Genomic DNA, 25,385 nt, shown 5'->3' with positions numbered 1-25,385 from the left:
CCTTTTTTTATGCAACTTTCTCAGGCTCTTGGCATTATCAATCTTACTGCGCCGGAACAGATTCACACTCTGGCTGATCTCCTACCCGTTAGCATGATTGAACAGGCATTAACGCTCACTGATACCGTCACGCTGCGCAAGCGAAAACTCCCCCTTGAGTCCATGGTGTGGCTGGTTATTGGCATGGCCGTATTCAATCAGCGCCCTCTTTCCCACATCGTTAATCTCATGGATATCGCTGATCGCTCCGGCACCCCGTTCATCGCCCCCAGTTCAGTCATACAACGGCGGCAGACGCTCGGTGAGGCTGCTGTCAGAGAACTGTTTGATATCACACAACGACACTGGAACGAACAGGCTCAGCACCCACAATGGCATGGGCTTAACCTCTTTGCCGTCGACGGTGTGGTCTGGCAAACGCAGGATACACCGGAAAATGAGGCGGCCTTCGGCAAGGCCTCCAATCAGCACGGCGACAAGGGTTACCCGCAGGTGAGAATGGCTTGCCTGATGGAACTGAGCAGTCATCTGATAACTGCCAGTGCGTTCGGCCGCTACGATGTCAACGAGATGCGGCTGGCAGCAGAGCTGACCGGAAAAACACCCGATAACAGCATTACCCTGTTCGACAAAGGGTTTTACTCCGTCGGTTTACTGCATCACTGGCGAACAGCGGGGGAAAATCGGCACTGGCTGCTGCCGTTGAAGAAAAATACGCAATACGAAGTGATAAGCAAGCTGGGCAGGCAAGACAGACTGGTACGGATAAAGACATCGCCGCAGGCGCGTAAACAATTGGCGACGCTGCCGGAGAGCATCACAGCGCGGTTGTTAACGAAGACGATAGAAGGAAAAACGCGAGAGGTGCTGACGTCACTGACGGACCCGATGCGTTATCCGGCGGCGGAGGTGAACGCCCTTTACGCTCACCGATGGGAAATCGAGTTGGGATATCGCGAGGCGAAACAAGGCTTGCTGGGTAACAGGTGGCATTTACGGAGCAGACTGCCGGAAATGGTGAGGCAGGAGTTGTGGGGCGTGCTGCTGACGTACAATCTGGTGCGTTATCAGATGGTGAAAATGGCGTTTACGCTGAAAGGAGATTACCTGCCGTATCAGTTGAGCTTCAGCGGCGCCCTGACGGAAATCTGGCGATTACTTATCGGTCTGCCGGGTTCATCACCGGGTGCGATACCAGGACATCTGAAGCATTTTTATGAGCAGGCAATCTATCTGGTATTGCCGTTAAGAAGGGAGCGAAGTTACCCCCGAGAAATCAGGGGAAGACGAGCGAAATATCCGTTAAAAAACAATGCCGGTCACCTTAAGTGACCGGCATTAGCTTGTCCGCCTGTTTTTTTATTGTTGGCCTTAAATTACCGCCTCGACAGGTGGTTTTTACTTTTCCCTCCCCTAGTTACTTTCCGCCAAATCACGTAACAAACCTATCGTTTACTGTATGGGCGATAACGCACTAAAATAGCGCCAATTGTTTTCAGAGGTACGAATGAACGATAATAAAATGACGCCAGGCGAATTACGCGCCACATGGGGTCTGGGTGCGGTCTTTTCACTGCGTATGCTCGGCATGTTCATGGTGCTGCCTGTCCTCACTACTTACGGCATGGCCTTGCAGGGCGCCAGTGAAGCGCTGATCGGCATTGCGATTGGTATTTATGGCCTGATGCAGGCTATCTTCCAGATTCCCTTCGGCCTGGTTTCTGACCGTATCGGCAGAAAACCCCTGATTGTTGGAGGGCTGCTGATTTTTGCACTCGGCAGCGTTATCGCCGCACTAAGCGACTCCATCTGGGGCATTATCCTTGGACGCGCGTTGCAGGGCGCTGGCGCGATATCCGCTGCCGTTATGGCGCTACTTTCTGACCTAACGCGTGAGCAGAATCGAACCAAAGCCATGGCATTTATCGGCGTGAGTTTCGGCGTCACCTTTGCTATCGCGATGGTCGTCGGTCCTATCGTTACCCACGCTTTTGGCTTACAGGCGCTCTTCTGGGGCATCGCCCTTCTGTCACTCGCAGGCATCGCCATCACCCTCACCCTGATTCCTTCCGCTCCTGCACATATCCTGAATCGAGAATCAGCGATGGTGCGCGGCAGTTTCCTCAAGGTACTCGGCAATAGCCGGCTGTTGAAACTGAATATTGGCATTATGTGTCTGCATATTTTATTGATGTCGAGCTTCGTCGCCCTGCCCCGCGTCATGGAATCCGCGGGGATGGCGCCACAGGATCATTGGAAAGTCTATCTGGTCACGATGCTGATCTCTTTTGCTGGCGTTGTGCCTTTCATTATTTATGCCGAAGTGAAAAGGCGAATGAAGCAGGTCTTCATCGGCTGCATCGTGGTGCTGATCGCCGCAGAGGTTGTCTTATGGACGGCAGGTAACCATCTCTGGCAAATTATCCTCGGCGTGCAGCTGTTCTTCCTGGCTTTCAACGTGATGGAAGCGCTGTTGCCATCGCTGATTAGCAAGGAATCGCCGGCGGGATACAAAGGTACGGCGATGGGGGTTTACTCCACCACACAGTTTATCGGCGTGGCGATTGGCGGGAGCCTCGGCGGTGGAGTGTTTGAGTGGTATGGCGCTTCGGCGGTGTTTATGGCTGGTGCGGCTATTGCAGCCATCTGGCTACTCGTCAGCTTCACCATGCAGGAACCACCTTATCTCAGCAGCCTGAGAATCGCCCTGTCCGATGTAGCGTTGCAAGATGGCGAGTTGGAACAGAAAATTCGTACTCAGCCCGGCGTTGCTGACGTGGTCATCGTGCCGGATGAGTACAGCGCCTATGTGAAGATCGACAACAAAAAGACCAGTCGGCAGCAGCTAGAACAACTAGCAGGTCAGGTCTGATTAATCATCACCACTTCCCGAAAGTGGTGTCCGGCTGACAAGCAAAAGGCCAGCTTTCGCTGGCCTTTTTCGTCGGTAAATGACGAGAAAACATCAATCACGGAAGTTGGTAAACTGGAATGGCTGCCCCAAATTTCCGCCGCGAATCAACGCCATCACACCCTGCAAATCATCACGTGATTTTCCGGTAACACGAATCTGTTCACCCTGAATCTGCGCCTGTACTTTCAGTTTGCTGTCTTTAATCAGCTTGACTATTTTCTTCGCCTGCGTGGTTTCAATGCCCTGCTTCAATTTGGCCTCCACGCTGTACGTTTTACCGCTGTGCTCGAACGCTTCCGGAACCTCTAACGCACCGCCTTCAATCCCGCGCTTCAGCAATTTCTCGCGCATAATATCAATCAGTTGCTGTACCTGAAAATCAGACTCGCTGGTCGCTTTAATACTTTGCGATTTCTCATTCAGTTCAAAGCTGGCCGGAACATTGCGAAAATCCCAGCGGGTGCTCAGCTCACGCGTGGCATTTTCCACCGCGTTACGGACTTCCTGCATATCAATTTCCGAAACAATATCGAAAGATGGCATAATTCGCTCTCCTGACAAATTTGGCTGGCGAGCATAATAACCGCTCTTCTGCGATAAGCAAGATGCCAGACACGATCCCGATTTTTACTCTGTACCGGGTAAACAGGCCGAATAGCACAAGATCGTAACGTGAATGATAGCCTATGATGGCAGAACGACAGCGCCCGCATCAAATAGGGGAGACATACATGAAAATCACCGTTCTTGGCTGTGGCGCGCTGGGTCAACTTTGGCTCGCTGCGTTACATCAGCAAGGGCATGATGTCCAGGGATGGCTGCGCATTCCGCAACCCTATTGTCCGGTCAATGTCACCATGCTGGATGGTCAGCACTGTAATCTCAACCTGACGGCTAACGATCCCGAACACCTTGCCCAAAGCGAACTACTGCTGGTGACGTTAAAAGCCTGGCAGGTTTCAGATGCCGTCACCGTACTGTTGCCACAGCTCAACCCACATTGCACGATTCTGCTTTTACACAACGGGATGGGCACACGGGAAGAATTACCGTCGCTACAGCAGCCGCTGGTTCTGGGGATCACCACCCATGCCGCACGGCGTGACACGACCAACGTTGTGCATGTTGCCGCTGGTACAACGCACATCGGCACCTTTAACGGCGACAGCAGCCAAAGTCATCTGGCGGAAGTGCTGCATCAGGCCTTGCCTGATGTGGCCTGGCACACCAATATTAGCGCCACCTGCTGGCTGAAGCTCGCGGCTAACTGCGTCATCAATCCGCTCACGGTGAAATATCACTGTACCAATGGCGAGCTTTCTGCGTACCCGGAACTGATTTCGTCACTTTGTCAGGAAGTGGCTAGCGTCATGGAGCGAGAGGGCTTCCACACATCGCGGGATAGCCTGCTGCTCTACGTGAATCAAATTATTCAGAACACGGCGGCAAACACCTCATCGATGTTGCAGGACATCATCGCTCAGCGGCATACCGAAATTGATTACATTACCGGGTATTTACTGCACCGAGCGCGCCTCCACGGCCTGACGCTCCCCGAAAATGCTCGTCTGTTTGACTACATTAAGCAAAAGGAAAATGATTATGACCGCATCGGCACTGGTGTGTCTGCCACCTGGTAGTGAAGAAACTGAAGCCGTCACGACCATCGATTTACTTGTACGGGCAGGTATTCAGGTCACGCTTGCCAGCGTAGCCAGCGATGGCAATCTGGAAATTGTCTGTTCACGTGGGGTAAGGCTGCTGGCGGATGCCCCACTGGCTGCCGTCGCCGATCGGCCTTTCGATGTGCTGGTGTTACCGGGTGGGCTGCAAGGTGCGGAGTGCTTCCGCGATAGCCCAATACTGGTGGAATGCATTCGACAAGCGCATCTGGAAGGGAAAATTGTCGCTGCGATGTGTGCAACGCCTGCGCTGGTGCTGGAATATCATCAGCTGTTCCCCGTCGGAAACATGACGGGCTACCCTGCGTTTAAGGATAAGATTGCGCCAGAAAAATGGATGGAAAAGCGCGTCGTCTACGATCCGCGCGTGAATCTGTTAACCACGCAAGGGCCAGGCACCAGTATGGATTTCGCCCTGAAGATCATCGATTTACTGCTAGGAAAAGAAAAAGCTGCCGAGGTTGCTGAACAGTTAATCCTGCCGCCGGGGATTTATAACTATCGTGATTAGCGTAAATGAAAAAGGCGCTTACGCGCCTTTTTCACATTACGGACGGTATACCTTCACATTGGTAAAACCTTGCTCACGCAGGTACAGCGCCTGCAAGCGGCTCATCACGCCACGTTCGCAGTAAAGCAGGTAGGTTTTGCTCTGATCCAAATCGCCAAACTGCGTACCCAGCTTGTAGAACGGTAAGGATTTGATTTCCACGTGATCCAGTTCAAGCGGCTTGTCGTCCTGTTCATCCGGCGCACGGATATCAAGCAACACGTCAGTCGGTGCAAACGACGCGACCGTTTCGACTTCAACCACTTCTTGCTTGGTCTGTTCTGCGATCTCACGGATATCAATATTCCGCGCTTCGCTCACCACACGCTCCAGAATAGCAAAATCAAAGTGGCTTTCTTCGGCCTCAATCTTCGCTTTTACCGCTTTCACCGTCGGGCTTTTCGAGATCACACCGCAATATTCCGGCATCGTTTTGGCGAAATCTTCCGTTCCCAGTTCGCGAGCCTGTTTGATAATGTGTTCTTTATCATGAGAAATCAGCGGACGCAGAATCAGCGTATCGGAGGCATTATCGATCAAACGCAGGTTGGTCAACGTCTGGCTAGAAACCTGACCTAATGCTTCACCGGTCACCAGCGCCTGAACACCGTAACGCTCAGCAATTTTGGAGGCCGCGCGCACCATCATGCGTTTCAATACGACGCCCATCTGGCCATCGTCAACCTTCTCCAGAATTTCACCGACGACAGGATCGAAGTCAATCGCAATAAAGCGTACTCGGTGTGAGCTACCAAAACGATTCCACAGATAGTATGCGACCTGTTTCACACCAATCTCGTGTGCCGCACCGCCAAGGTTAAAGAAGCAGTAATGCACGCGACACCCGCGACGCATCAGCATATAGCTGGATACGCCAGAGTCGAAACCACCGGAAATCAGCGACAACACATCTTCCTGCGTACCGATCGGGAAGCCGCCGATCCCTTCATAACGTCCTTTAATCAGCAGCAAACGATCCTGCTCGATTTCCAGATGCACAGTCACCTGCGGCGCAGTGAGATTGACTCGCGCCGTTTCAATATGCTGGTTCAGACCACCGCCGACATAACGCTCTACATCCTGTGAACTAAATTCATGCTTACCGCGGCGCTTCACTCGCACACAAAACGTCTTGCCTTCCAACTGCTCACGATACAGCGCCAGCGCCTGTTCAAAGATATTGTGCACGTCGGTGTAGGCGTGATCTTCCACTTCCAGAATATGGTGAATACCCGGAATTCTCGTCAGCGCATCACGAATTGCTGAACGCTGGCTTTCGTCTTTGGCCCGAACTTCGATATGATCCCAGTGACGGACAACCGCCAGCGTTTCATCATAGTGTTTTAATACGTTGCGAATGTTTCCGGTTAGAATCTTGATAAAGCGCAACCGCACAGATTGGCTCTTGATGGTGATTTCCGGGAACAATTTAATGATAAACTTCATGGTGGCTGTCGTTACTTGGTCAGAAAGGCGTAAATAAATTTACCCTGAGCACTAAAATCACGTTATCGGTAAAATCAGCGGAACAGAGATGATTTTACCAATAGCATCCAGGGCGCGGAGTATATCATTATATGAAGATATACTGTGCGCTTTAACCGTATAATTGTTGCGCATCCACGGATGACCAAACGCAACACCACGCTCTGCCGCCACAAGCCAACGGCGTATAACACCAGGATTCTGAAACCACTATGCCTAAGAAGACCGAGCAGCCAGTCAGCTTTGAAAGCTCGCTGAACGAACTGGAAAAAATCGTTACCCGCCTCGAATCAGGCGAACTGCCGCTGGACGATGCGCTAAATGAATTTGAGCATGGCATCCAGCTCGCTCGTCAGGGTCAGCAAAAACTGCAACAGGCGGAACAGCGCGTACAAATCCTGCTTAGTGACGATCCCGATGCCCCGCTGTCACCGTTCACGCCGGATAATGATTCGCTATGACCGATTTCAGCACGCAACTGAATGCGCATTACCAACGCACTAACCGTATGTTGGGCCATTTCATCACCAGCCTCCCCTTTCAGAGTAGTCCACTGGTCAATGCGATGGAGTATGGCTCACTCTTAGGAGGCAAACGCCTGCGCCCGTTTCTGGTTTATACTACGGGTGAACTGTTTGGTATGCCGTTAGAGAGTCTGGATGCCCCTGCTGCGGCAGTAGAATGTATCCATGCCTATTCACTGATTCATGACGATCTGCCAGCGATGGACGACGACGATTTACGCCGCGGACAGCCAACCTGCCATATCAAATTTGGCGAAGCCAATGCCATTCTGGCGGGGGATGCACTGCAAACGTTGGCGTTCTCCATTCTGGCCGACGCGCCGATGCCACAGGTCTCCGATCGCGATCGGCTGGCGATGCTCTCAGAATTGGCGCACGCCAGTGGTGTCGCAGGTATGTGCGGCGGGCAGGCTTTCGACCTGGAAGCGGAAGGTCATCAGGTCGATCTGGCTGCGTTAGAGCGCATTCACCGCCACAAAACTGGCGCCTTGATTCGCGCAGCCGTTCGACTAGGCGCACTGGCCGCCGGTGAAACAGGACGCGCCGCCTTGCCCCACCTGGATCGCTACGCTGACGCGATTGGGCTCGCCTTTCAGGTTCAGGACGATATTCTCGATGTTGTTGGCGACAGCGCGACAACAGGCAAACGTCAGGGTGCGGACCAGCAGTTAGGTAAAAGCACCTATCCCAGCCTGCTGGGATTAGATAACGCACGAAAAAAAGCACAGGAGCTTTATCAGGAATCACTGGCATCGCTGGACGATCTCGTCGCATCCAGTCCGATCCCCCTGAATATTGCCCCACTACAAGCGCTGGCGAATTTCATCGTTGAACGCGATAAGTAATTACCTAATGAGTCTCTATGAGTTTTGATACCGCGAAGTACCCTACATTGGCGTTAGTGGAAACACCGGATGAACTTCGACTGTTGCCGAAAGATAGCCTGCCAAAGCTGTGCGATGAGCTGCGCCAATACCTGCTGGACAGCGTCAGCCGTTCAAGCGGCCATTTTGCTTCAGGGTTAGGAACGGTTGAATTAACGGTTGCGCTGCATTATGTCTACAACACTCCTTTCGATCATCTGGTGTGGGATGTCGGCCATCAGGCTTACCCGCATAAAATTCTGACCGGCCGTCGCGATCGCATTTCAACAATCCGCCAAAAAGGCGGTTTGCACCCCTTTCCGTGGCGTGATGAAAGCGACTATGACGTATTGAGCGTCGGGCATTCATCGACCTCAATCAGTGCCGGGCTGGGCATGGCCGTTGCGGCCGAGCGTGAAGGCAAAGGCCGCCGTACGGTTTGTGTAATCGGCGACGGCGCGATTACTGCGGGTATGGCCTTTGAAGCGATGAACCATGCGGGCGACATCCGCTCCGACCTGCTGGTTGTGCTGAACGACAACGAAATGTCGATTTCGGAAAACGTCGGCGCATTGAACAATCATCTGGCACAACTGCTGTCCGGCAAGCTCTATGCCAGCCTGCGCGAAGGAGGGAAAAAGGTCTTATCTGGCCTGCCGCCAATAAAAGAGCTGGTGAAGCGTACCGAAGAGCATCTTAAAGGCATGGTTGTGCCGGGTACGTTATTTGAGGAGCTGGGCTTTAATTATATTGGCCCGGTCGACGGCCACGACGTTCAGGCGCTGGCGCATACATTGAAAAACATGCGCAACCTGAAAGGCCCGCAGCTCCTGCATATCATGACGAAAAAAGGCAAAGGCTATGCCCCTGCCGAACAGGATCCGATCAGTTGGCATGCGGTGCCAAAATTCGATCCAGCCAGCGGCACATTGCCGAAAAGCAAGGAAGGCGCTCAACCCACCTATTCTAAAATCTTCGGTCAATGGCTACAGGAAACGGCAGCCAAGGACAGCAAGCTTATGGCGATCACGCCAGCGATGCGCGAAGGTTCCGGCATGGTGCAGTTCTCCCGCGATTACCCGCAGCAATATTTTGACGTTGCCATTGCCGAACAGCATGCTGTCACGTTTGCTGCCGGTCTGGCCGTTGGCGGCTATCACCCGGTTGTCGCTATTTACTCGACGTTCCTGCAACGCGCCTACGATCAGGTTATACACGATGTGGCGATCCAGAATCTGCCAGTTCTGTTTGCTATCGATCGCGGCGGTATTGTTGGCGCGGATGGGCAAACGCATCAGGGAGCGTTCGATCTCTCTTTCTTACGCTGTATCCCGAACATGATCATCATGACGCCCAGCGATGAAAACGAGTGTCGCCAGATGCTGCACACGGGCTATCACTACCAGAAAGGCCCGACCGCAGTGCGCTACCCGCGAGGAAACGGTACGGGTACGGAATTGACGCCACTATCAGAACTGCCAATCGGTAAAGGCGTGGTGCGTCGTCAGGGCGAAACGATCGCGATTCTGAATTTCGGTACGCTTCTGCCAGAAGCACAGATTGCGGCAGAGCAGTTAAACGCCACCCTCGTCGATATGCGTTTTGTGAAGCCACTGGATGAAGCGTTACTGGAAGAGTTGGCACAGTCTCACAGCACGTTTGTGACGCTGGAAGAAAATGCGATCATGGGCGGTGCGGGAAGCGGTGTGAATGAGTTCCTGATGGCGAAGCGTCTCGCCGTCTCGGTGCTGAACATCGGGCTACCGGACGTCTTTATTCCGCAAGGTTCACAGGAAGAAATCCGTGCCGATCTGGGTCTGGATGCCGCCGGCATCGAGCGCAGAATCACGCAGTGGATGGCATAAGCGGCTCACGATAATCGAGGCACATGGCCCCGGTTCAATCGCGTTGTAACATCAGAATATCGGCCAGTGATGGCCGATAAAATAGATAATTCCCGCCGAGATCACCCCTGCGACAATATCATCGATCATGATTCCCATACCGCCGTGTACGTTGCGATCAAACCAACGAATCGGCCAGGGTTTCCAGATATCCAGACAACGAAAGACGACAAACCCTGCCGCCACCCACTGCCACTCATCCACTGGAATAGCCATCAGGGTAATCCACATGCCGACAAATTCGTCCCAGACGATGCTGCCGTGATCGTGAACGCCCATATCTTTCGCCGTCTGGTGACACAGGTAAACACCGATACAAATGCTCAGCATGACCAGCAGCGAATACAATTCAAGCGGCAGGAAGGACATGAGATACCACAGAGGAATCGCCGCCAGCGACCCTACCGTGCCCGGCATCCAGGGAGATAGCCCGCTACCCAATCCCGTCGCCAGAAGGTGCCACGGGTTACTCAGCCGTAGACGACGCTTTGCCACCTCAGCACCTTTCACTTTACTCGCGGAATCAGTTTTGCTCGCTAAAATGGTCATACCCCTTCCAGTTCAGCTCGGTCACTTTATTATCCCTGAAAAAGCGAACCCCTTCAGATGAAGGTCCGATTTGCCCGATACAGGTGTAGCCGGCACCGAGATGCCCCAGGGCAAGCTCCAGCGCACCGCGGTTAATCTCCGGCACGGTAAAGCACAGCTCATAGTCTTCGCCGCCAGATAGCGCCCAGCGCAATGCCTGTTCTTCATCAACACATCCCCGCAGCCAATCAGACTGTGGAATGGCGTCCAGATTAATACGTGCACCGCACTCGCTGGCTTTAAGTATATGCTGTAGATCGGAAATGAGGCCGTCAGAAAGATCGATAGCCGAACTGGCCAGATCGCGCAGCGCCTGACCTTGCAGAATTCTGGGCTGAGGTCGCAGGTGACGCTGGATCAGTCCCTGACGCGCCTCGTCATCCTCAACGTGCAATGTGTTCCGTAGGATAGCCAGACCGGCGGCGCTGTCGCCTAATGAACCCGTAACATAGACCCAGTCGCCGATTCTGGCTCCGCGGCGCGTCAACGCCCGACCCGCAGGCACCAGACCGTGGATAGTCAGCGTCAGGCTCAGTGGGCCGCGCGTCGTATCTCCGCCAACTAGTTGCATACCATAGTAATCAAGCAGCTCAAACAAACTGTCGCTATATGCGGCCAGCCACTGGCTATTGCTTTGAGGTAGGGTAATGGCCAGAGAAAGCCAGGCAGGATCGGCTCCCATTGCAGCCAGATCGCTTAAATTGACCGCCAGAGATTTGTAACCCAGATCGGCGGGATCGATATCGGGTAAGAAATGAACACCAGATACCAGCGTGTCGGTACTGACCGCCAGCATCTGCTTATCTGCCACCGTCAGTAACGCACAGTCATCACCAATGCCTAACTCAACATCGCGACGTGAACTTCGGACCCGATTAAAATAGCGGGCAATAAGGTCAAACTCACCTTCAATCATAACCTTTCCAGCCAGCCTATCATTCAAAAGCGATCAGGGCCGGATATCCGGCCCTGATTCGATGCATTTTACTTCTTGCCTTTCCGTACGCTCGGAGCCGCTTTATCCAGCACGCCATTCACAAATTTATGGCTATCTTCAGCGCCGAAGACTTTAGCCAGTTCGATGGCTTCGTTGATCGCCACTTTGTAAGGAACATCTTCGCGCTTGCTCAGCTCAAACATCGCCAAACGCAGAATCGCTTTCTCAACCTGTCCCAATTCCTCAAGTTGACGAGACAGGAAAGGTGCCATCAGTTGATCAAGCTTCTCAGCCTGAGTGGCAACCCCCGCCAGCAATTCACGGAAATAGGTAATGTCGACATCTTTGACATCCTGCTCGCTCAGGAATTGTAGTTCAACATCGGCAATATCATTTTTAGATAACTGCCAGGAGTAAAGCGCTTGAACCGCACATTCACGAGCGCGGCGACGAGCAGCAGGTTTCACGGAATTCCCCTTACTTAATCAGGCTTACTTAATCGCTTTCAATACATTAATCATTTCTAGCGCGGTCAGGGCAGCTTCTGCACCTTTGTTCCCCGCTTTCGTGCCAGCGCGCTCAATTGCCTGTTCAATGCTTTCCGTCGTCAGAACGCCGAAAGCAACAGGGATTTCGCTGTCCATCGCAACGGAGGACAGGCCAGAGCTACATTCACCAGCAACAAATTCAAAATGCGCTGTTCCACCACGGATAACCGTTCCCAGAGCAATAACGGCATCATACCCGCCATTTTGCGTGCTTTTGGTCAGCGCACGAACCGTCAATGGCAGTTCGTAAGCACCCGGCACCCAAACAACGGTGATATTTTCGTCTTTAACCTGACCGATGCGTTTCAACGCATCAACCGCACCTTCCAGCAGGCTGTCGTTAATAAAATGGTTAAAACGCGCAATCGCAATCGCCACACGGGCATCAGGAGTAGCAACAACACCTTCGATAACGTTCATAGCTTTCCTTGTATCTGGTCTTTATGGCCCGCAGGGGGGCGGATTCTATCATAATTTTTGTTGGCACGTATCCGGTTTTGTCGGACCTGCACCACGTATTTACATACACATCAGAATTTAGGTTTCAGACGTAATCGCAGATCCGGGCCAATCTGGCGAACCTCTGCGATATCAAATTCCGGTGCCTGAGACAGTTGATCCAGTCCTGGCAGGAGGCACAGCGAGCGAGCGTTTTCACCCAGCAGTTTTGGCGCAAGATAAACGATGAGTTCATCAACGACGCCAGCGTTAAGCAACGCACCAGCCAAGCTGGCTCCGGCCTCGACCCAGACGGAGTTAATCTGGCGTCTTCCCAGTATCATCATCAGTGCCACCAGATCAACGCCGCCATTGTGCTGCGGCAATGTGACCTGTTCGACGCTCTGTGGCCACGTCTGTTCGTCCGCCTGCACACGCGCCAACCAGGTCTGGCCGGGTTGGCTAACAATCCGATGCTGCGGCGTGACGCGCTGCTGACTGTCCACAATCACCCGAACAGGTTGCCTGAGATCGGCTTCTGAATAACGTGTCTGCACATCGGCGCCCAGCTCTGACCACCGCACAGTAAGAGAGGGATCGTCAGCCAGCACCGTTGCACTACTGCTCAGAATCGCTGCACTCTCCGCGCGAAAACGTTGCACATCCTGCCGCGCCTGCGGTGAGGTAATCCACTGGCTTTCTCCCGACGCCATCGCAGTGCGCCCATCCAAAGACGCCGCCATCTTGAGCTGCACGTAAGGAAAGCCCGTCCGCATACGTTTCAGAAAGCCGACATTCACTTTCTCTGCTTCAGCCATCATCAAACCATGACTGACGGCAATCCCCGCTTGCTGTAAGCGATGTAAGCCACGGCCCGCGACCTGCGGATTGGGATCCTGCATCGCGGCAACCACACGGGAAACGCCAGCAGCAACCAACGCATCGGCACAAGGTGGCGTTCGGCCATGATGGCTGCACGGCTCTAGCGTGACGTAAGCCGTCGCACCACGTACGCGCTCCCCTGCCATTCTCAGCGCATGAACTTCAGCATGAGGTTCGCCAGCACGGAAATGATAGCCTTCACCGACAATTTCGCCATCACGCACGATCACACAGCCAACATTGGGGTTAGGAGCCGTCGTAAAACGACCACGGCGTGCCAGCTCTAACGCTCGCGCCATGTATAGCTCATCCTGCGGCACGTGGCCGTTTTCCTGAACACTATCCTTCTGAACTCTATCTTTCTGAGTACGGTTTCCCTGAAAAACGCTCATTCCCGAACCTCTTATCTCTCTCAAACCGACGCGGCTTAATCCTGCAAACGCGCAATCTCTTCGCCAAATTCACGGATATCTTCAAAGCTGCGATACACCGATGCAAAGCGGATATACGCCACTTTATCCAGCTTTCTCAGCGCTTCCATCACCAGATTGCCGACCATCTTGGTGGTAACTTCACGTTCTCCGGTCGCACGAAGATGAGATTTGATGTGATTAATCGCCATTTCGACGTCATCAGAGCTTACCGGCCTTTTTTCCAGCGCTTTCAGCATGCCGCTACGCAATTTATCTTCATTAAAAGGCTCGCGCACTTCATTGCTTTTGATGACTCGCGGCATCACCAGTTCAGCCACTTCAAACGTGGTGAAGCGTTCATGACAAACCAGACACTGCCGACGACGGCGTACTTGCGAACCTTCGCCGACCAGACGGGAATCAATGACTTTGGTATCAACAGCGGAGCAAAACGGGCAATGCATGATGTGTCCTGACCAGTAATCCTTAACGTAGAGACAGTTTACCCTGAATTAACGGACTAACCAAAACTCCTGAATCACGTTGCGAAGGGTTTCGCATCTCTCCCGGTAATAGGACGAAAAAAGCTGTCTCACCTATGACTTAGGCTTAATCGCAGCTAAACTCAGCAACAGGGATCAACGGATCAATGAATAAAACATCGAAAGGGGAACCACAGATATGAGAACCCGATATCGCGTACTGACCTTCCTGCCAGCGCTGCTTTTGCTCGCAGGGTGCGCCGAACAGCGCCAGATGCCAAAGCTACAGAATCAGATAGGTCAGCTAAACCAGCAATTACAAACGCTGACCGATCAGGCTACGGCATTAGAGCGACAAAATGCGTTGAATTCTCAATCCACCTCTGGCGTTTATTTACTGCCCGCAGCGCAAACCAGCACAATGCTGGAAAGCAGCATTGGCAGACTCAGCGTATCGTTACGTAATATCGAGACGGAAGCGAACGGAACAAGCGCGTTACTGCATATCCGTACACTTGATGCGAAAGGGCTGCCAGCCTTTGGTGCACAGCTTGACTGGGGACGGCTCGACCCGGTGAGTGGCCAACCTTTAGTCGGCGACACACAAACGCAGTCTTTTGTCGTCTCCCCCACGCTGTTACCAAAAGCCGAAGCGATTATTGAATTACGCCTGAGCGGTTTGCCACCGGAAGAACTCGGTTTTGTTCGTTTGCATCAGGTTCAGGAGATACAAAGTCCCCCGCCTGTTGCCGCAACCGAGTCCCCCTAGCAAACGAACTTCCTGACGCTAATACGCAAAAAACCCCGCGACGCGGGGTTTTTTATGTTTACAGTCGGTAGATTAAGGCAGGATAGACGGTTGGTCCGCCCCTTCTTTTTCCACTTTCTGAACGATCAGGTGTTCACGCTTCATACCCAGTTTCAGCGCCAGAGCAGAAGAAACATAGATGGAAGAGATCGTCCCGATGATCACACCAATAAACATCGTTAACGAGAAGCCATGCAACAAGGCTCCACCGAAGACCATGAGGATCACAATCATCGCCAATGTGGTTGCTGATGTGATAATGGTACGGTGCAGCGTCTGCGTCAGAGAAATGTTGGTAATCTCATATGGTGTACCGCGACGAACCTTGCGGAAGTTTTCACGAATACGGTCAGATACCACGATCTTATCGTTAAGCGAATAACCAATTACCGACATCAGCGACGCAATGATCGTTAGGTCAATCTCAATAGAGAACAGAGACAGCAGCCCCATTGTGATGATCGTATCGTGCGCCAAAGCCAGCACGGACCCCATCGCCAGACGCCATTCAAAACGAAAACCGATGTAAATAAGGATAGCAATCAGCGCAGACATCAGCGCCAATGCGCCCGCCTGTGCCAAATCGCTCCCCACGCTCGGCCCGACAAACTCAATACGTTTCACCGTCGCATGCTGCTGGAAGGTATCATTCACTACCGTCAGCACTTTGTTACCGAGCGCTTCGTTCTCGCTGCCAGAAACGGGTGGCATACGCACCATCACGTCGCGGCTGCTACCGAAGTTTTGTACCTGCGGCTCTGAAAACCCAGAGGTCTCTAACGAACTACGCAGGACATCGAGATCGATCGGTTTCTCAAGGTTAATCTCAATGACCGTACCACCGGTAAAGTCGAGCCCCCAGTTGAAACCACGCACGCCCATAACCACGATAGAAGCGATGATCAGCAGGCCGGAAATGGCAAATGCCAATGTGTCCCAGCGCATGAAATCATAGACTTTACGCCCATGATTAAGTTGTTCAATGTTGTATTCCTGTTCCTGTGCCACAACGCACTCCTAGATAGACAGCTTGTTGATACGTTTACCGCCGTAAAGCAGGTTAACGATGGCACGAGTACCGACGATCGCCGTAAACATTGAGGTCGCAATCCCAATCGCAGTCGTGATAGCAAACCCTTTGATAGAACCGGTACCAACCGCATACAGGATGATGACTTTAATCAACGTCGTGACGTTCGCATCAACAATCGAACTGAACGCACCTTTGTAGCCCTCATGAATCGCCTGTTGCACAGAGCGACCATTACTGAGTTCTTCCTTGATACGTTCGTTAATGAGTACGTTAGCATCGACTGCAACCGCCAGCGTAAGCACGATACCCGCGATACCCGGCATGGTCAGCGTCGCCCCTGGCAGCAGCGACATCACACCGACAATCAGCACCAGGTTAGCAACCAATGCACTGGTCGCGATGACACCAAACTTCTTGTAGAAGAAGACCATAAAGAGGATCGATGCGATCAAACCCCACAAACAGGCTTCCAGACCCTGAGTGATGTTTTGCATCCCAAGCGTTGGCCCAATAGTACGTTCTTCCACAATCTGGATCGGCGCAATCAGCGCACCCGCTCGCAGCAGCAGAGAAAGCTGACGCGCTTCATTCGGGTTATCAATGCCGGTAATACGGAAGCTGTTACCCAGTCGCGACTGAATCGTCGCCACGTTGATCACTTCTTCGTGTTTTTCCAGCACCGAACGGCCTGTCGCATCTTTCTTGCCGCTGTCTTTGTATTCGACAAACAGCGTCGCCATCAGCTTACCGATACTGTCCTTGGTGAAGTTGGACATGGTGTTGCCACCCGCGCTGTCCAGAGAAATATTCACCTGAGGCTGGTTGTATTCATCCGTACTCGATGTCGAATCGGTGATATGGTCGCCCGTCAGAATCACGCGCTTGAACAGCACCACCGGTGAGCCGTCACGCATGCTCTTCACTTCAGAGTCGCCCGGCACACGGCCGTTCGCCGCTGCGGTCGCATCGGCATTACTGTTAACCAGACGGAATTCCAGCGTAGCGGTTGCGCCAAGAATTTCTTTCGCGCGCGCCGTATCCTGAATACCCGGTAACTCAACGACGATACGGTCAGCACCCTGACGCTGTACCAACGGTTCAGCAACGCCGAGTTGGTTCACACGGTTACGCAGGATATTGATGTTCTGCTGTACAGCGTATTCGCGCGCTTCACGCAGACGTTCATCAGACATCACCGCACGTAGCAGGTTGCTACCGCTGCTGCTAAGAACCAGATTGCGATGGCGAGGGGTCAGATAGTTGATGCCGTCATCACGCGTTTGCGCATCACGGAAACGAATTTCGACGCCGTAATTGTCAGTTTTACGCACGGAAGCATAAGGGATGTTCTTCTCACGCAGATCGCTGCGCAAAGAGTCCATGGTTTGTTCTTGCAGTTTACCCAGCGCTGTATCCATATCCACTTCCATCAGGAAGTGAACGCCGCCGCGCAGGTCAAGCCCCAATTTCATCGGTTCGGCACCTAACAACCGCAGCCAGTTTGGCGTGGCAGGAGCCAGGTTAAGTGCGACGACGAATTTTTCGCCCAGCTCATTAACGAGCGCTTCACGCGCGCGGAGCTGAACATCAGGGTTAGAGAAGCGAGCCAGAATTGCACCATTTTCCAATGCAATCGACTTACTGGTAATGTTTTGTTCTTTTAAGACATTCTGGACTTGGATCAGCGTCGTTTCGCTGGCGGCGGTTCCCCGCGCGCCAGTAACTTGTACCGCCGGATCCTCACCATATAGGTTAGGAAGTGCGTAGAGCAGGCCAACAAACAACACCACGACCAGCATCAGGTACTTCCACAAAGGATAACGATTTAACACGGCAGTTCCCTTCGGGAAAATCGGAAATTACAGGGCCTTAATCGTGCCCTTCGGCAGCACGGCAGCCACGAAATCACGTTTGATAACCACTTCATTGGTCTCGTTCAACGCAATCGCAATATAGCCAGTTTCGGACACTTTAGTCACGCGACCAACCAGACCACCGGTCGTTAAAACTTCATCGCCCTTGCTGATAGAATCCATTAACTTTTTGTGTTCCTTGGCGCGTTTTTGCTGAGGACGCAGGATCATAAAGTAGAAAATCAGACCAAAAACGGCCAGCATAATAACCAATTGAACAGTACCACCACCCTGTCCGGGAGTAACCGCCGTAGCCGCAGCATCGGAGATGAAAAGACTCATTTAAATATCCTCTTTTTTGTCAAAAGATAAGCTATCAAAAAGATAAATTATCAACCTTACAATCGTAAAAACGCTTCACAGCAAAATGCAATTCATAGCAAACGGGCTTCAGTTGCTTGCGGCAACGTCTTTTTCCGCTAGCGGCGGAATGGGTTTGCCTATCCGCTGGTAAAAATCCACCACAAAGTGCTCTAATTTACCCTCTTCAATGGCCTGACGTAAACCCGCCATTAAACGCTGATAATAACGCAAGTTATGGATGGTATTGAGTCGTGCTCCGAGTATTTCGTTGCAACGGTCAAGATGATGCAAGTAGGCACGGCTATAATTGCGACACGTGTAGCAATCACAGTGTTCATCCAGCGGATTCACGTCGTCTTTATACTTCGCATTGCGGATTTTCACCACGCCATCGGTCACGAAGAGATGCCCGTTACGGGCATTGCGCGTTGGCATCACGCAGTCAAACATATCGACACCGCGACGCACGCCTTCAACCAGGTCTTCCGGCTTGCCAACACCCATCAAATAGCGCGGTTTATCTTCTGGAATCTGCGGACAAACGTGCTCCAGAATGCGGTGCATGTCTTCTTTCGGTTCGCCCACTGCTAAACCGCCCACAGCGTACCCATCAAAGCCAATGTCTACCAGCCCTTTTACGGATACATCACGTAAATCTTCGTAAACACTTCCCTGAATAATACCGAACAGCGCGTTTTTATTCTCCAGCTCATCAAAACGCTGGCGGCTGCGTTTCGCCCAGCGCAGTGACATCTCCATCGAGCGCTTGGCATAATCCCAGTCGGCAGGATACGGCGTACACTCATCAAAAATCATCACGATGTCAGAACCGAGATCGTGCTGAATTTCCATTGATTTTTCCGGGCTAAGGAAAATCGAATCTCCGTTGATCGGGTTACGGAAATGCACGCCCTGTTCGGTAATCTTGCGAATATCACCGAGGCTGAACACCTGAAAACCGCCGGAATCCGTCAGAATCGGGCCGTGCCACTGCATGAAATCGTGCAAATCGCCGTGCAGTTTCATAATTTCCTGACCGGGACGCAGCCACAAGTGGAACGTGTTACCAAGCAAAATCTGCGCGCCAGTCTCTTTTACTTCTTCCGGCGTCATGCCTTTCACCGTGCCGTAAGTTCCCACGGGCATAAAAGCCGGGGTTTCCACCACGCCACGTTCAAAAATCAATCTGCCGCGACGCGCACGGCCGTCCGTTGTTTGTAATTCGTACTTCACTTAACCTCCGACATCAGAAAAACAGTCTGATGGTAATGATGTATTAATGCCTGACAGAGCGTGGTCTGTGGCATCGCTAATGTGCAGAAAACCGGGTTTATCCCACTTTTTCCTGTTCGGCCATCGGGTTGTGCGTGATAAACATCGCATCACCGTAGCTGAAAAAACGATACTGCTCTGCCACCGCCTGACGGTAGGCAGACATCGTGTTCTGGTAACCGGCAAAGGCCGACACCAGCATAATTAACGTCGATTCGGGTAAATGGAAGTTGGTCACCAATGCATCGATAATGCGGTAGTGATAGCCCGGATAGATGAAAATTTTGGTATCGCCGAAGAACGGTTCGATCGGCGCATTCTGGCTGGCTTGTGCGGCGCTTTCCAGCGATCGTACCGAAGTGGTGCCAACGGCGATCACGCGGTTTCCCCGCGCTTTGCACGCCAGAACGGCATCAACGACGTCCTGCGGCACTTCAGCATATTCGGCATGCATGATGTGATCTTCGATCGCATCGACACGTACGGGCTGGAACGTCCCCGCTCCCACGTGCAGCGTCACGAACGCCATTTCGATGCCCTTCTCGCGTAGCGCAGCCAGCATCGGTTCATCAAAGTGTAAACCTGCCGTCGGCGCGGCTACAGCCCCCGGACGCTGGCTATACACGGTCTGATAAAGCTCGCGGTCGGCGTCTTCATCAGGTCTGTCGATGTAGGGCGGCAACGGCATGTGGCCGATATCATTCAGGATCGACAAGACATCGCGGGAATCATCGAAATGCAGCTCAAATAGCGCATCGTGGCGAGCCGCCATCGTGGCTTTGACGCTCTCATCATCGCCCAGCAGCAGCGCGGTGCCTGGCTTCGGCGCTTTGGACGCCCGAACGTGCGCCAGCACCCGGTGTTCATCCAGCACACGTTCCACCAGCACTTCCAGCTTACCGCCGCTGGCTTTACGGCCAAACAGACGAGCAGGAATCACGCGTGTGTTGTTGAACACCAGCAGATCGCCAGGATTCAGTTTATCCAGCAAATCGGTAAACACACCGTGCGTCAGATTTCCCGTTGGCCCATCCAGCGATAGCAGGCGACAACCACTGCGTTCCGCTTGTGGATAATGGGCAATCAATGATTCAGGAAGTTCAAACGAGAAATCGGCAACACGCATGGCAATTCACTTAGCTGTTAATACATTAAAAATGGGCGGCCTAGTCTAGAGCCGCAAGCGCATGGCTGCAAGAAATAAGCACACAGCAGGCACGACACATCACAATCCGTATCACATCACTGCCAGAGAATTCCCACTTTGCCATGTAAGAGGACGTGCACAATAAAAGAAGAAGCGGATATACTACTTCAATGAATTTTCTTGCCCACCTCCATCTGGCCACGCTGGCCGACAGCTCCCTATTAGGTAATCTGATGGCGGATTTCGTGCGCGGCAACCCGCAGGACAGCTACGCAGACGAGATCGTCGCGGGTATTCGCCTGCATCGCCGCGTTGATTCGCTCACTGACAGCCTGCCGGAGGTCAAACAGGCGCGTCAGTATTTCAGCGATGAATTCCGCCGCGTTGCGCCAATTACGCTTGATGTGCTGTGGGATCACTATCTTGCACGGCACTGGCTAGAGCTGGTGCCGGATACGCCCTTGCAAACCTTTATCGACGGCGCACAGTCACAAATCGAGCCGCATCTGGCACAAACTCCTGAACGCTTTCAGAACCTGAATCGCTATCTGTGGCCGGAACGCTGGATGACGCGTTACGCAGAGCTGCCGTTTATCGCCGATGTGCTGCACAGAATGTCGGTACGCCGCCCGAAACTGGCGGCGCTATCTGGTTCTTTTCAGGATATCGAGCAGCACTATCACCAATTTGAAACACTCTTCTGGCAGTTTTATCCACGGATGATGCAATTGGCGAAAGCGCAACAGCTGTAAGATCGCAATTTTTCCGTTTTTATACGCAACGTATTGTCCTTTCTACTAAAAGGGTTAATGTAGCGTCTTGAAAGGAAATAGCGATGAGTTCAATAGACAGAAACTATCTCATTGATTGGTCTCTTTGCCTGTATTCGCTCAGGTAGAATCCCTATACTGATCGCTGTTTTTTACATCCTCCATCATTAACCGCTATCTACAGGAGTAATTATGGTCCTGGTAACTCGTCAAGCCCCAGACTTCACCGCAGCTGCCGTTTTAGGCAGTGGCGAAATCGTCGAAAATTTCAACCTGAAGAAGCACATCAACGGTAAAGCTGCCGTGATCTTCTTCTGGCCGATGGACTTCACCTTTGTTTGTCCGTCAGAGCTGATTGCTTTCGATCACCGCTATGCCGAGTTCAAAAAACGCGGTGTGGAAGTGGTTGGTGTTTCTTTCGACTCCGAGTTTGTTCACAACGCATGGCGTAAAACCCCTGTGGACAAAGGCGGCATCGGCGAAGTGCAATACGCGATGGTTGCTGACATTAAGCGTGAAATCCAGAAGGCCTACGGCATTGAGCACCCAGAAGCCGGTGTTGCACTGCGTGGTTCTTTCCTGATCGACAAAAACGGCGTGGTTCGCCACCAGGTGGTGAACGATCTGCCGCTGGGTCGTAACATCGACGAAATGCTGCGTACCGTTGACGCGCTGCAATTCCACGAAGAGCACGGCGAAGTATGTCCAGCGCAATGGGAAAAAGGTAAATCCGGTATGGGCGCGTCACCAGACGGTGTAGCGAAATACCTGTCTGAGAACGCAGACAAGCTGTAATTCCCTCATCCTGCCTACAGGGCAATGATGATCAAGCCAGTTGCTATGCGACTGGCTTTTTCTTTATCCATGATTTTCCCCGATGTTCTTCCTCACACCGTTCCAGCCTTTCCTACGCGATTCCAGAGAATACAAAAGGTTGACTGAGGGCGCTAAATCCTTAGCCTTAACCTCACATCGTGTTAATGCACGACAGATTCATTGGAATAAAGGAGAACGCATGCAACAAAATCTCGCGCTGTGGCTGAGAGAAGCTGGAATACAACACGCTAGCATCATTGCGTTACTGATTGTTCTTGGGCTGATATTGCTCATTTCTGCCGTCATTCACCTGATTTTGCATCAGGTTGTGCTGAAAAGAATGGTTCTGCGTTCACTCAATAAGCCTGGAAAAACCGAGGGGCACGGGTGGAAACAGGCGTTAACGCAACACAACCTGTTTAACCGGTTGGCTTTTTTGCTACAAGGGGTGATCCTCAATATTCAGGTCTTTGTGTGGCTGCCCTCGCAGAGTGAAACACGTGAAACGCTCATCATCTGCTCCCAAGTGTGGATCATGATTTTTGCGCTGCTGTCGTTGTTCTCACTGCTCGACGTTCTGCTCAACGTTTCCGCCCGAACCAAAGTCGCGGCACAGTTGCCGCTGCGCGGTATCTTCCAAAGCCTGAAACTGATTGCCACCATCGTCATCAGTATTATGGTGGTCTCACTGCTCATCGGGAAATCCCCACTGATTCTGATTAGCGGGTTAGGTGCGATGGCCGCCGTACTGATGTTGGTGTTCAAAGATCCGATTATGGGGCTGGTCGCAGGCATCCAGCTTTCTGCCAACGATATGCTCACGCTGGGAGACTGGCTAGAAATGCCGAAATACGGCGCTGACGGCGCGGTTATCGACATCGGGCTGACGACGGTGAAAGTGAAAAACTGGGACAATACCGTCACCACCATTCCCACTTATGCGTTGGTGTCAGACTCCTTCAAGAACTGGCGTTCGATGGCGGAATCAGGAGGGAGACGTATCAAGCGCAGTATCAATATCGATACCACCAGCGTGCATTTTATGACGGAAGAGGAGCAGGCTCGATTGCTGCGCAGCAAGCTCCTGTCGCCCTACATTCAGAACAAGAAAAACGAACTGGATCAGCACAACGCCCAGTCAGATTCCGACCTGACTTCACCGCTGAATGGTCGCCGCCTGACGAATTTAGGCACGTTCCGCGCCTACCTTCAGGTTTATCTGCGCACCCATCCGGGTATTCATAAGGGAATGACGCTGATGGTACGGCAGCTTGCGCCAACATCAGACGGGGTGCCGCTAGAAATTTATGCGTTCACCAACACGACCGCCTGGGTCGATTATGAAAGCATTCAATCTGACATTTTCGACCACATCTTTGCGATCCTGCCAGAGTTCGATCTGCGCGTTCATCAAACCCCAACCGGTCACGATATGCGGGTCATGGCGCAGCAAATGACGGCCCCGAAAGCGTAAAAATAGGCACAAAAAAATGCTCCAATGGGAGCGCAGAGGTTGCTAATAAAGCCCGTAGTGCGGGAGTAACGAATAGATCGTAAAGACGCTGCAAGTACGTCCATGTAAGCTCGGCTTGCGCCATCCATGGCGCAAACGCTTTACTCTTCTATTTCGTTACTCCCGTTTTCGTTCGACAAATAGGTTTGTCAACGGACAGTCTGAGTGCTTCTTCTGATATCAATCGACTAGCTTAATTCTGTGCCGCTACCGCGTTCTGACGTTTCTTCTTCCAGACATAGCCCACTAAAAGCAGCAATATCCAGATAATACCGACATACAGCGACACACGCGTGTCCGGGAAGTAGCCGATCAGACCGATGATGAAGAACAGGAAGAAAATACCGAACACGGAGGTCGCGATACCGCCGCGCAGCGGGAACGCCAGCGCCTTCACTTCATCCGGGCTCAGACGGCGACGAAACGCAATCTGTGAAAACAGAATCATGATCCACACCCACACCGTCGCGAACGTTGCCAGTGAAGCAATCACCAGGAAAACTTTGCCAGGCATAATGTAGTTCAGGTACACCGCGACCAACAGCGCCGTCATCATCACGACGACCGTTACCCACGGAATACCGCGTTTGGAAATGCGGCTAAATACCTTCGGTGCATGCCCCTGTTCCGCCATTCCGTGCAGCATACGGCCTACGCCGAAGACATCGCTGTTAATCGCCGACAGCGACGCAGTAATCACGACAAAATTCAGGATACCGGCCGCCGCCGTAATGCCCATATGTTGGAACGTCAGAACGAACGGACTCCCGTTGGTTCCGACCTGATTCCACGGGTAAATCGACATGATCACAAACAGTGTACCGACATAGAACACCAGAATACGCCACGGCACCGAGTTAATCGCGCGAGGGATGGATTTATGCGGATCTTTGGCTTCACCAGCGGTAATTCCGATGATCTCCACGCCGCCATACGCAAACATCACCAGTTGCAGCGAGAGAATCATCCCCATCACGCCGTTACTGAAGAACCCACCATTACTCCAGAGATTATGAATGCCAGTCGGTTCACCGCCGTTGCCAATCCCCCAGACAATAATACCGATCCCCGCAACGATCATAATGATAATGGTGGCAACCTTGAAGAACGAGAGCCAGAACTCCAGTTCACCAAAGGCTTTCACATTCATCAGGTTAATCGCGCCAATGATGAGCACCACACTCAAAACCCACACCCAGTGCGGTACCGCAGGGAACCAGACCCCCATGTAGATGCCAAATGCGGTCACATCGGCAATGGCGACAATCAGCATCTCAAAGCAGTAGGTCCAGCCAGTGATATAGCCCGCCAATGGCCCGAGGTAATCTTGTGCATAGCGAGAAAATGAACTGGACTGTGGGTTGTGTACCGACATTTCGCCCAGAGCGCGCATGATGATATACGCGACAACTCCGCCGATCAGATAAGCCAGTAACACACTGGGGCCAGCCATTTGGATGGCGCTCGCGGAACCATAAAAAAGACCGGTTCCGATCGCTGAGCCAAGGGCGATAAAGCGAATATGCCGCGTGCTTAACCCACGCTTGAGCTTGGAAGATGGTTGTTCCATTGATAAGCAACCCTGTCTTATAGAAAGAAA

At 52.4% G+C, this 25,385-nt stretch carries 25 protein-coding genes; 11 read left to right on the top strand and 14 right to left on the bottom strand.

The genetic code is table 11. The annotated features are described in order from the left end of the window. Positions 1-9: 9 nt before the first annotated feature. A complete protein-coding gene (locus LCF41_RS05455; protein ID WP_225087216.1) occupies positions 10-1,332 on the top strand; it encodes an IS4 family transposase in 1,323 nt (440 codons plus the stop codon). Between the two features lie 175 nt (positions 1,333-1,507). Next, positions 1,508-2,872, top strand: a complete 1,365-nt coding sequence (locus LCF41_RS05450; RefSeq protein ID WP_225087215.1) for an MFS transporter — start codon at positions 1,508-1,510, stop codon at positions 2,870-2,872. A 93-nt stretch (positions 2,873-2,965) separates the two neighbouring features. Here the strand turns inward: LCF41_RS05450 and LCF41_RS05445 are convergent, their stop codons facing one another. Continuing rightward, the gene (locus tag LCF41_RS05445; protein WP_225087214.1) at positions 2,966-3,457 is read right to left on the bottom strand and encodes a YajQ family cyclic di-GMP-binding protein; all 492 of its coding nucleotides are present in this window, start codon (positions 3,455-3,457) and stop codon (positions 2,966-2,968) included. Positions 3,458-3,645: 188 nt separating this feature from the next. Between LCF41_RS05445 and panE the strand changes: the two genes are divergently transcribed. Next, a complete protein-coding gene (panE, locus tag LCF41_RS05440) occupies positions 3,646-4,554 on the top strand; it encodes a 2-dehydropantoate 2-reductase (RefSeq protein WP_225087213.1) in 909 nt (302 codons plus the stop codon). Then, entirely contained in the window at positions 4,517-5,107 is a 591-nt protein-coding gene (gene yajL / locus LCF41_RS05435; RefSeq protein ID WP_225087212.1) for a protein deglycase YajL, read from the top strand. Before panE ends, yajL begins: the two co-directional genes overlap by 38 nt. A 36-nt stretch (positions 5,108-5,143) precedes the next feature. Here yajL and thiI read toward each other — a convergent pair whose 3' ends face one another. Continuing rightward, positions 5,144-6,592, bottom strand: coding sequence for a tRNA uracil 4-sulfurtransferase ThiI (gene thiI / locus LCF41_RS05430; protein WP_225087211.1), 1,449 nt, complete (start codon positions 6,590-6,592; stop codon positions 5,144-5,146). 251 nt (positions 6,593-6,843) lie between these two features. On the opposite strand from thiI, the gene xseB reads away from it, so the two are divergent. Genes xseB through dxs form a run of 3 tightly spaced genes read left to right on the top strand, consistent with a single transcriptional unit; the run spans position 6,844 to position 9,883 of the window. Beyond that, positions 6,844-7,092 carry an exodeoxyribonuclease VII small subunit gene (gene xseB, locus LCF41_RS05425; protein ID WP_005976008.1) on the top strand — a complete coding sequence of 83 codons (249 nt, stop codon included), beginning with the start codon at positions 6,844-6,846 and terminating at the stop codon, positions 7,090-7,092. Beyond that, a complete protein-coding gene (gene ispA / locus LCF41_RS05420; RefSeq protein ID WP_225087210.1) occupies positions 7,089-8,000 on the top strand; it encodes a (2E,6E)-farnesyl diphosphate synthase in 912 nt (303 codons plus the stop codon). The genes xseB and ispA overlap by 4 nt, the downstream gene beginning before the upstream one ends. 17 nt (positions 8,001-8,017) lie before the next feature. Next, positions 8,018-9,883: a 1-deoxy-D-xylulose-5-phosphate synthase gene (gene dxs / locus LCF41_RS05415; protein ID WP_225087209.1), complete on the top strand. Its 1,866-nt coding sequence runs from the start codon at positions 8,018-8,020 to the stop codon at positions 9,881-9,883. 51 nt (positions 9,884-9,934) lie between these two features. On the opposite strand, the gene pgpA is transcribed toward dxs, so the two are convergent. From pgpA to nrdR, 6 genes are all read right to left on the bottom strand, one after another. After that, positions 9,935-10,471 (bottom strand): phosphatidylglycerophosphatase A, encoded by a 537-nt coding sequence (gene pgpA, locus LCF41_RS05410; RefSeq protein WP_225087208.1) that lies wholly within the window; start codon positions 10,469-10,471, stop codon positions 9,935-9,937. After that, positions 10,446-11,426, bottom strand: a complete 981-nt coding sequence (thiL, locus tag LCF41_RS05405) for a thiamine-phosphate kinase (protein ID WP_225087207.1) — start codon at positions 11,424-11,426, stop codon at positions 10,446-10,448. The genes pgpA and thiL overlap by 26 nt, the downstream gene beginning before the upstream one ends. Before the next feature lie 68 nt (positions 11,427-11,494). Further along, a complete protein-coding gene (gene nusB, locus LCF41_RS05400; protein WP_225087206.1) occupies positions 11,495-11,914 on the bottom strand; it encodes a transcription antitermination factor NusB in 420 nt (139 codons plus the stop codon). Between the two features lie 24 nt (positions 11,915-11,938). Next, positions 11,939-12,415, bottom strand: coding sequence for a 6,7-dimethyl-8-ribityllumazine synthase (gene ribH, locus LCF41_RS05395; protein WP_225087205.1), 477 nt, complete (start codon positions 12,413-12,415; stop codon positions 11,939-11,941). A gap of 110 nt (positions 12,416-12,525) precedes the next feature. Next, a complete protein-coding gene (gene ribD / locus LCF41_RS05390; RefSeq protein ID WP_225088105.1) occupies positions 12,526-13,635 on the bottom strand; it encodes a bifunctional diaminohydroxyphosphoribosylaminopyrimidine deaminase/5-amino-6-(5-phosphoribosylamino)uracil reductase RibD in 1,110 nt (369 codons plus the stop codon). 107 nt (positions 13,636-13,742) lie between these two features. Continuing rightward, positions 13,743-14,192: a transcriptional regulator NrdR gene (gene nrdR, locus LCF41_RS05385; protein WP_005975999.1), complete on the bottom strand. Its 450-nt coding sequence runs from the start codon at positions 14,190-14,192 to the stop codon at positions 13,743-13,745. 217 nt (positions 14,193-14,409) lie between these two features. Here nrdR and LCF41_RS05380 point away from each other — a divergent pair, with 217 nt between their 5' ends. Further along, complete coding sequence (locus tag LCF41_RS05380; protein WP_225087204.1) at positions 14,410-14,979, top strand: SadB/YajI family lipoprotein; 570 nt, start codon at positions 14,410-14,412, stop codon at positions 14,977-14,979. A 72-nt stretch (positions 14,980-15,051) separates the two neighbouring features. On the opposite strand, the gene secF is transcribed toward LCF41_RS05380, so the two are convergent. The 5 genes from secF to queA all read right to left on the bottom strand — a co-directional run bounded on the left by secF (position 15,052) and on the right by queA (position 20,665). Beyond that, positions 15,052-15,963 (bottom strand): protein translocase subunit SecF, encoded by a 912-nt coding sequence (gene secF / locus LCF41_RS05375; protein WP_225088104.1) that lies wholly within the window; start codon positions 15,961-15,963, stop codon positions 15,052-15,054. Positions 15,964-16,035: 72 nt separating this feature from the next. After that, a complete protein-coding gene (gene secD, locus LCF41_RS05370) occupies positions 16,036-17,883 on the bottom strand; it encodes a protein translocase subunit SecD (RefSeq protein WP_225087203.1) in 1,848 nt (615 codons plus the stop codon). A 27-nt stretch (positions 17,884-17,910) separates the two neighbouring features. Continuing rightward, on the bottom strand, positions 17,911-18,246 hold the full coding sequence (gene yajC / locus LCF41_RS05365; RefSeq protein WP_225087202.1) for a preprotein translocase subunit YajC: 336 nt from the start codon (positions 18,244-18,246) through the stop codon (positions 17,911-17,913). Positions 18,247-18,354: 108 nt separating this feature from the next. Then, on the bottom strand, positions 18,355-19,500 hold the full coding sequence (gene tgt, locus LCF41_RS05360) for a tRNA guanosine(34) transglycosylase Tgt (RefSeq protein ID WP_225087201.1): 1,146 nt from the start codon (positions 19,498-19,500) through the stop codon (positions 18,355-18,357). Positions 19,501-19,597: 97 nt separating this feature from the next. Further along, positions 19,598-20,665: a tRNA preQ1(34) S-adenosylmethionine ribosyltransferase-isomerase QueA gene (gene queA / locus LCF41_RS05355; protein ID WP_225087200.1), complete on the bottom strand. Its 1,068-nt coding sequence runs from the start codon at positions 20,663-20,665 to the stop codon at positions 19,598-19,600. Positions 20,666-20,856: 191 nt separating this feature from the next. On the opposite strand from queA, the gene LCF41_RS05350 reads away from it, so the two are divergent. From LCF41_RS05350 to LCF41_RS05340, 3 genes are all read left to right on the top strand, one after another. Continuing rightward, the gene (locus tag LCF41_RS05350) at positions 20,857-21,438 is read left to right on the top strand and encodes an acyl carrier protein phosphodiesterase (RefSeq protein ID WP_225087199.1); all 582 of its coding nucleotides are present in this window, start codon (positions 20,857-20,859) and stop codon (positions 21,436-21,438) included. A 210-nt stretch (positions 21,439-21,648) separates the two neighbouring features. Further along, the gene (locus tag LCF41_RS05345) at positions 21,649-22,251 is read left to right on the top strand and encodes a peroxiredoxin C (protein ID WP_010299049.1); all 603 of its coding nucleotides are present in this window, start codon (positions 21,649-21,651) and stop codon (positions 22,249-22,251) included. Positions 22,252-22,471: 220 nt separating this feature from the next. Further along, positions 22,472-23,746, top strand: a complete 1,275-nt coding sequence (locus tag LCF41_RS05340; RefSeq protein ID WP_225087198.1) for a mechanosensitive ion channel family protein — start codon at positions 22,472-22,474, stop codon at positions 23,744-23,746. A 232-nt stretch (positions 23,747-23,978) separates the two neighbouring features. On the opposite strand, the gene proY is transcribed toward LCF41_RS05340, so the two are convergent. Then, entirely contained in the window at positions 23,979-25,355 is a 1,377-nt protein-coding gene (gene proY / locus LCF41_RS05335; RefSeq protein ID WP_225087197.1) for a proline-specific permease ProY, read from the bottom strand. Positions 25,356-25,385: the final 30 nt, after the last annotated feature.

Source organism: Pectobacterium colocasium (assembly GCF_020181655.1).
Lineage (GTDB): Bacteria > Pseudomonadota > Gammaproteobacteria > Enterobacterales > Enterobacteriaceae > Pectobacterium > Pectobacterium colocasium.
The sequence above is the reverse complement of the archived record's forward strand: the minus strand, read 5'-3'. Positions and strand labels throughout refer to the sequence as shown.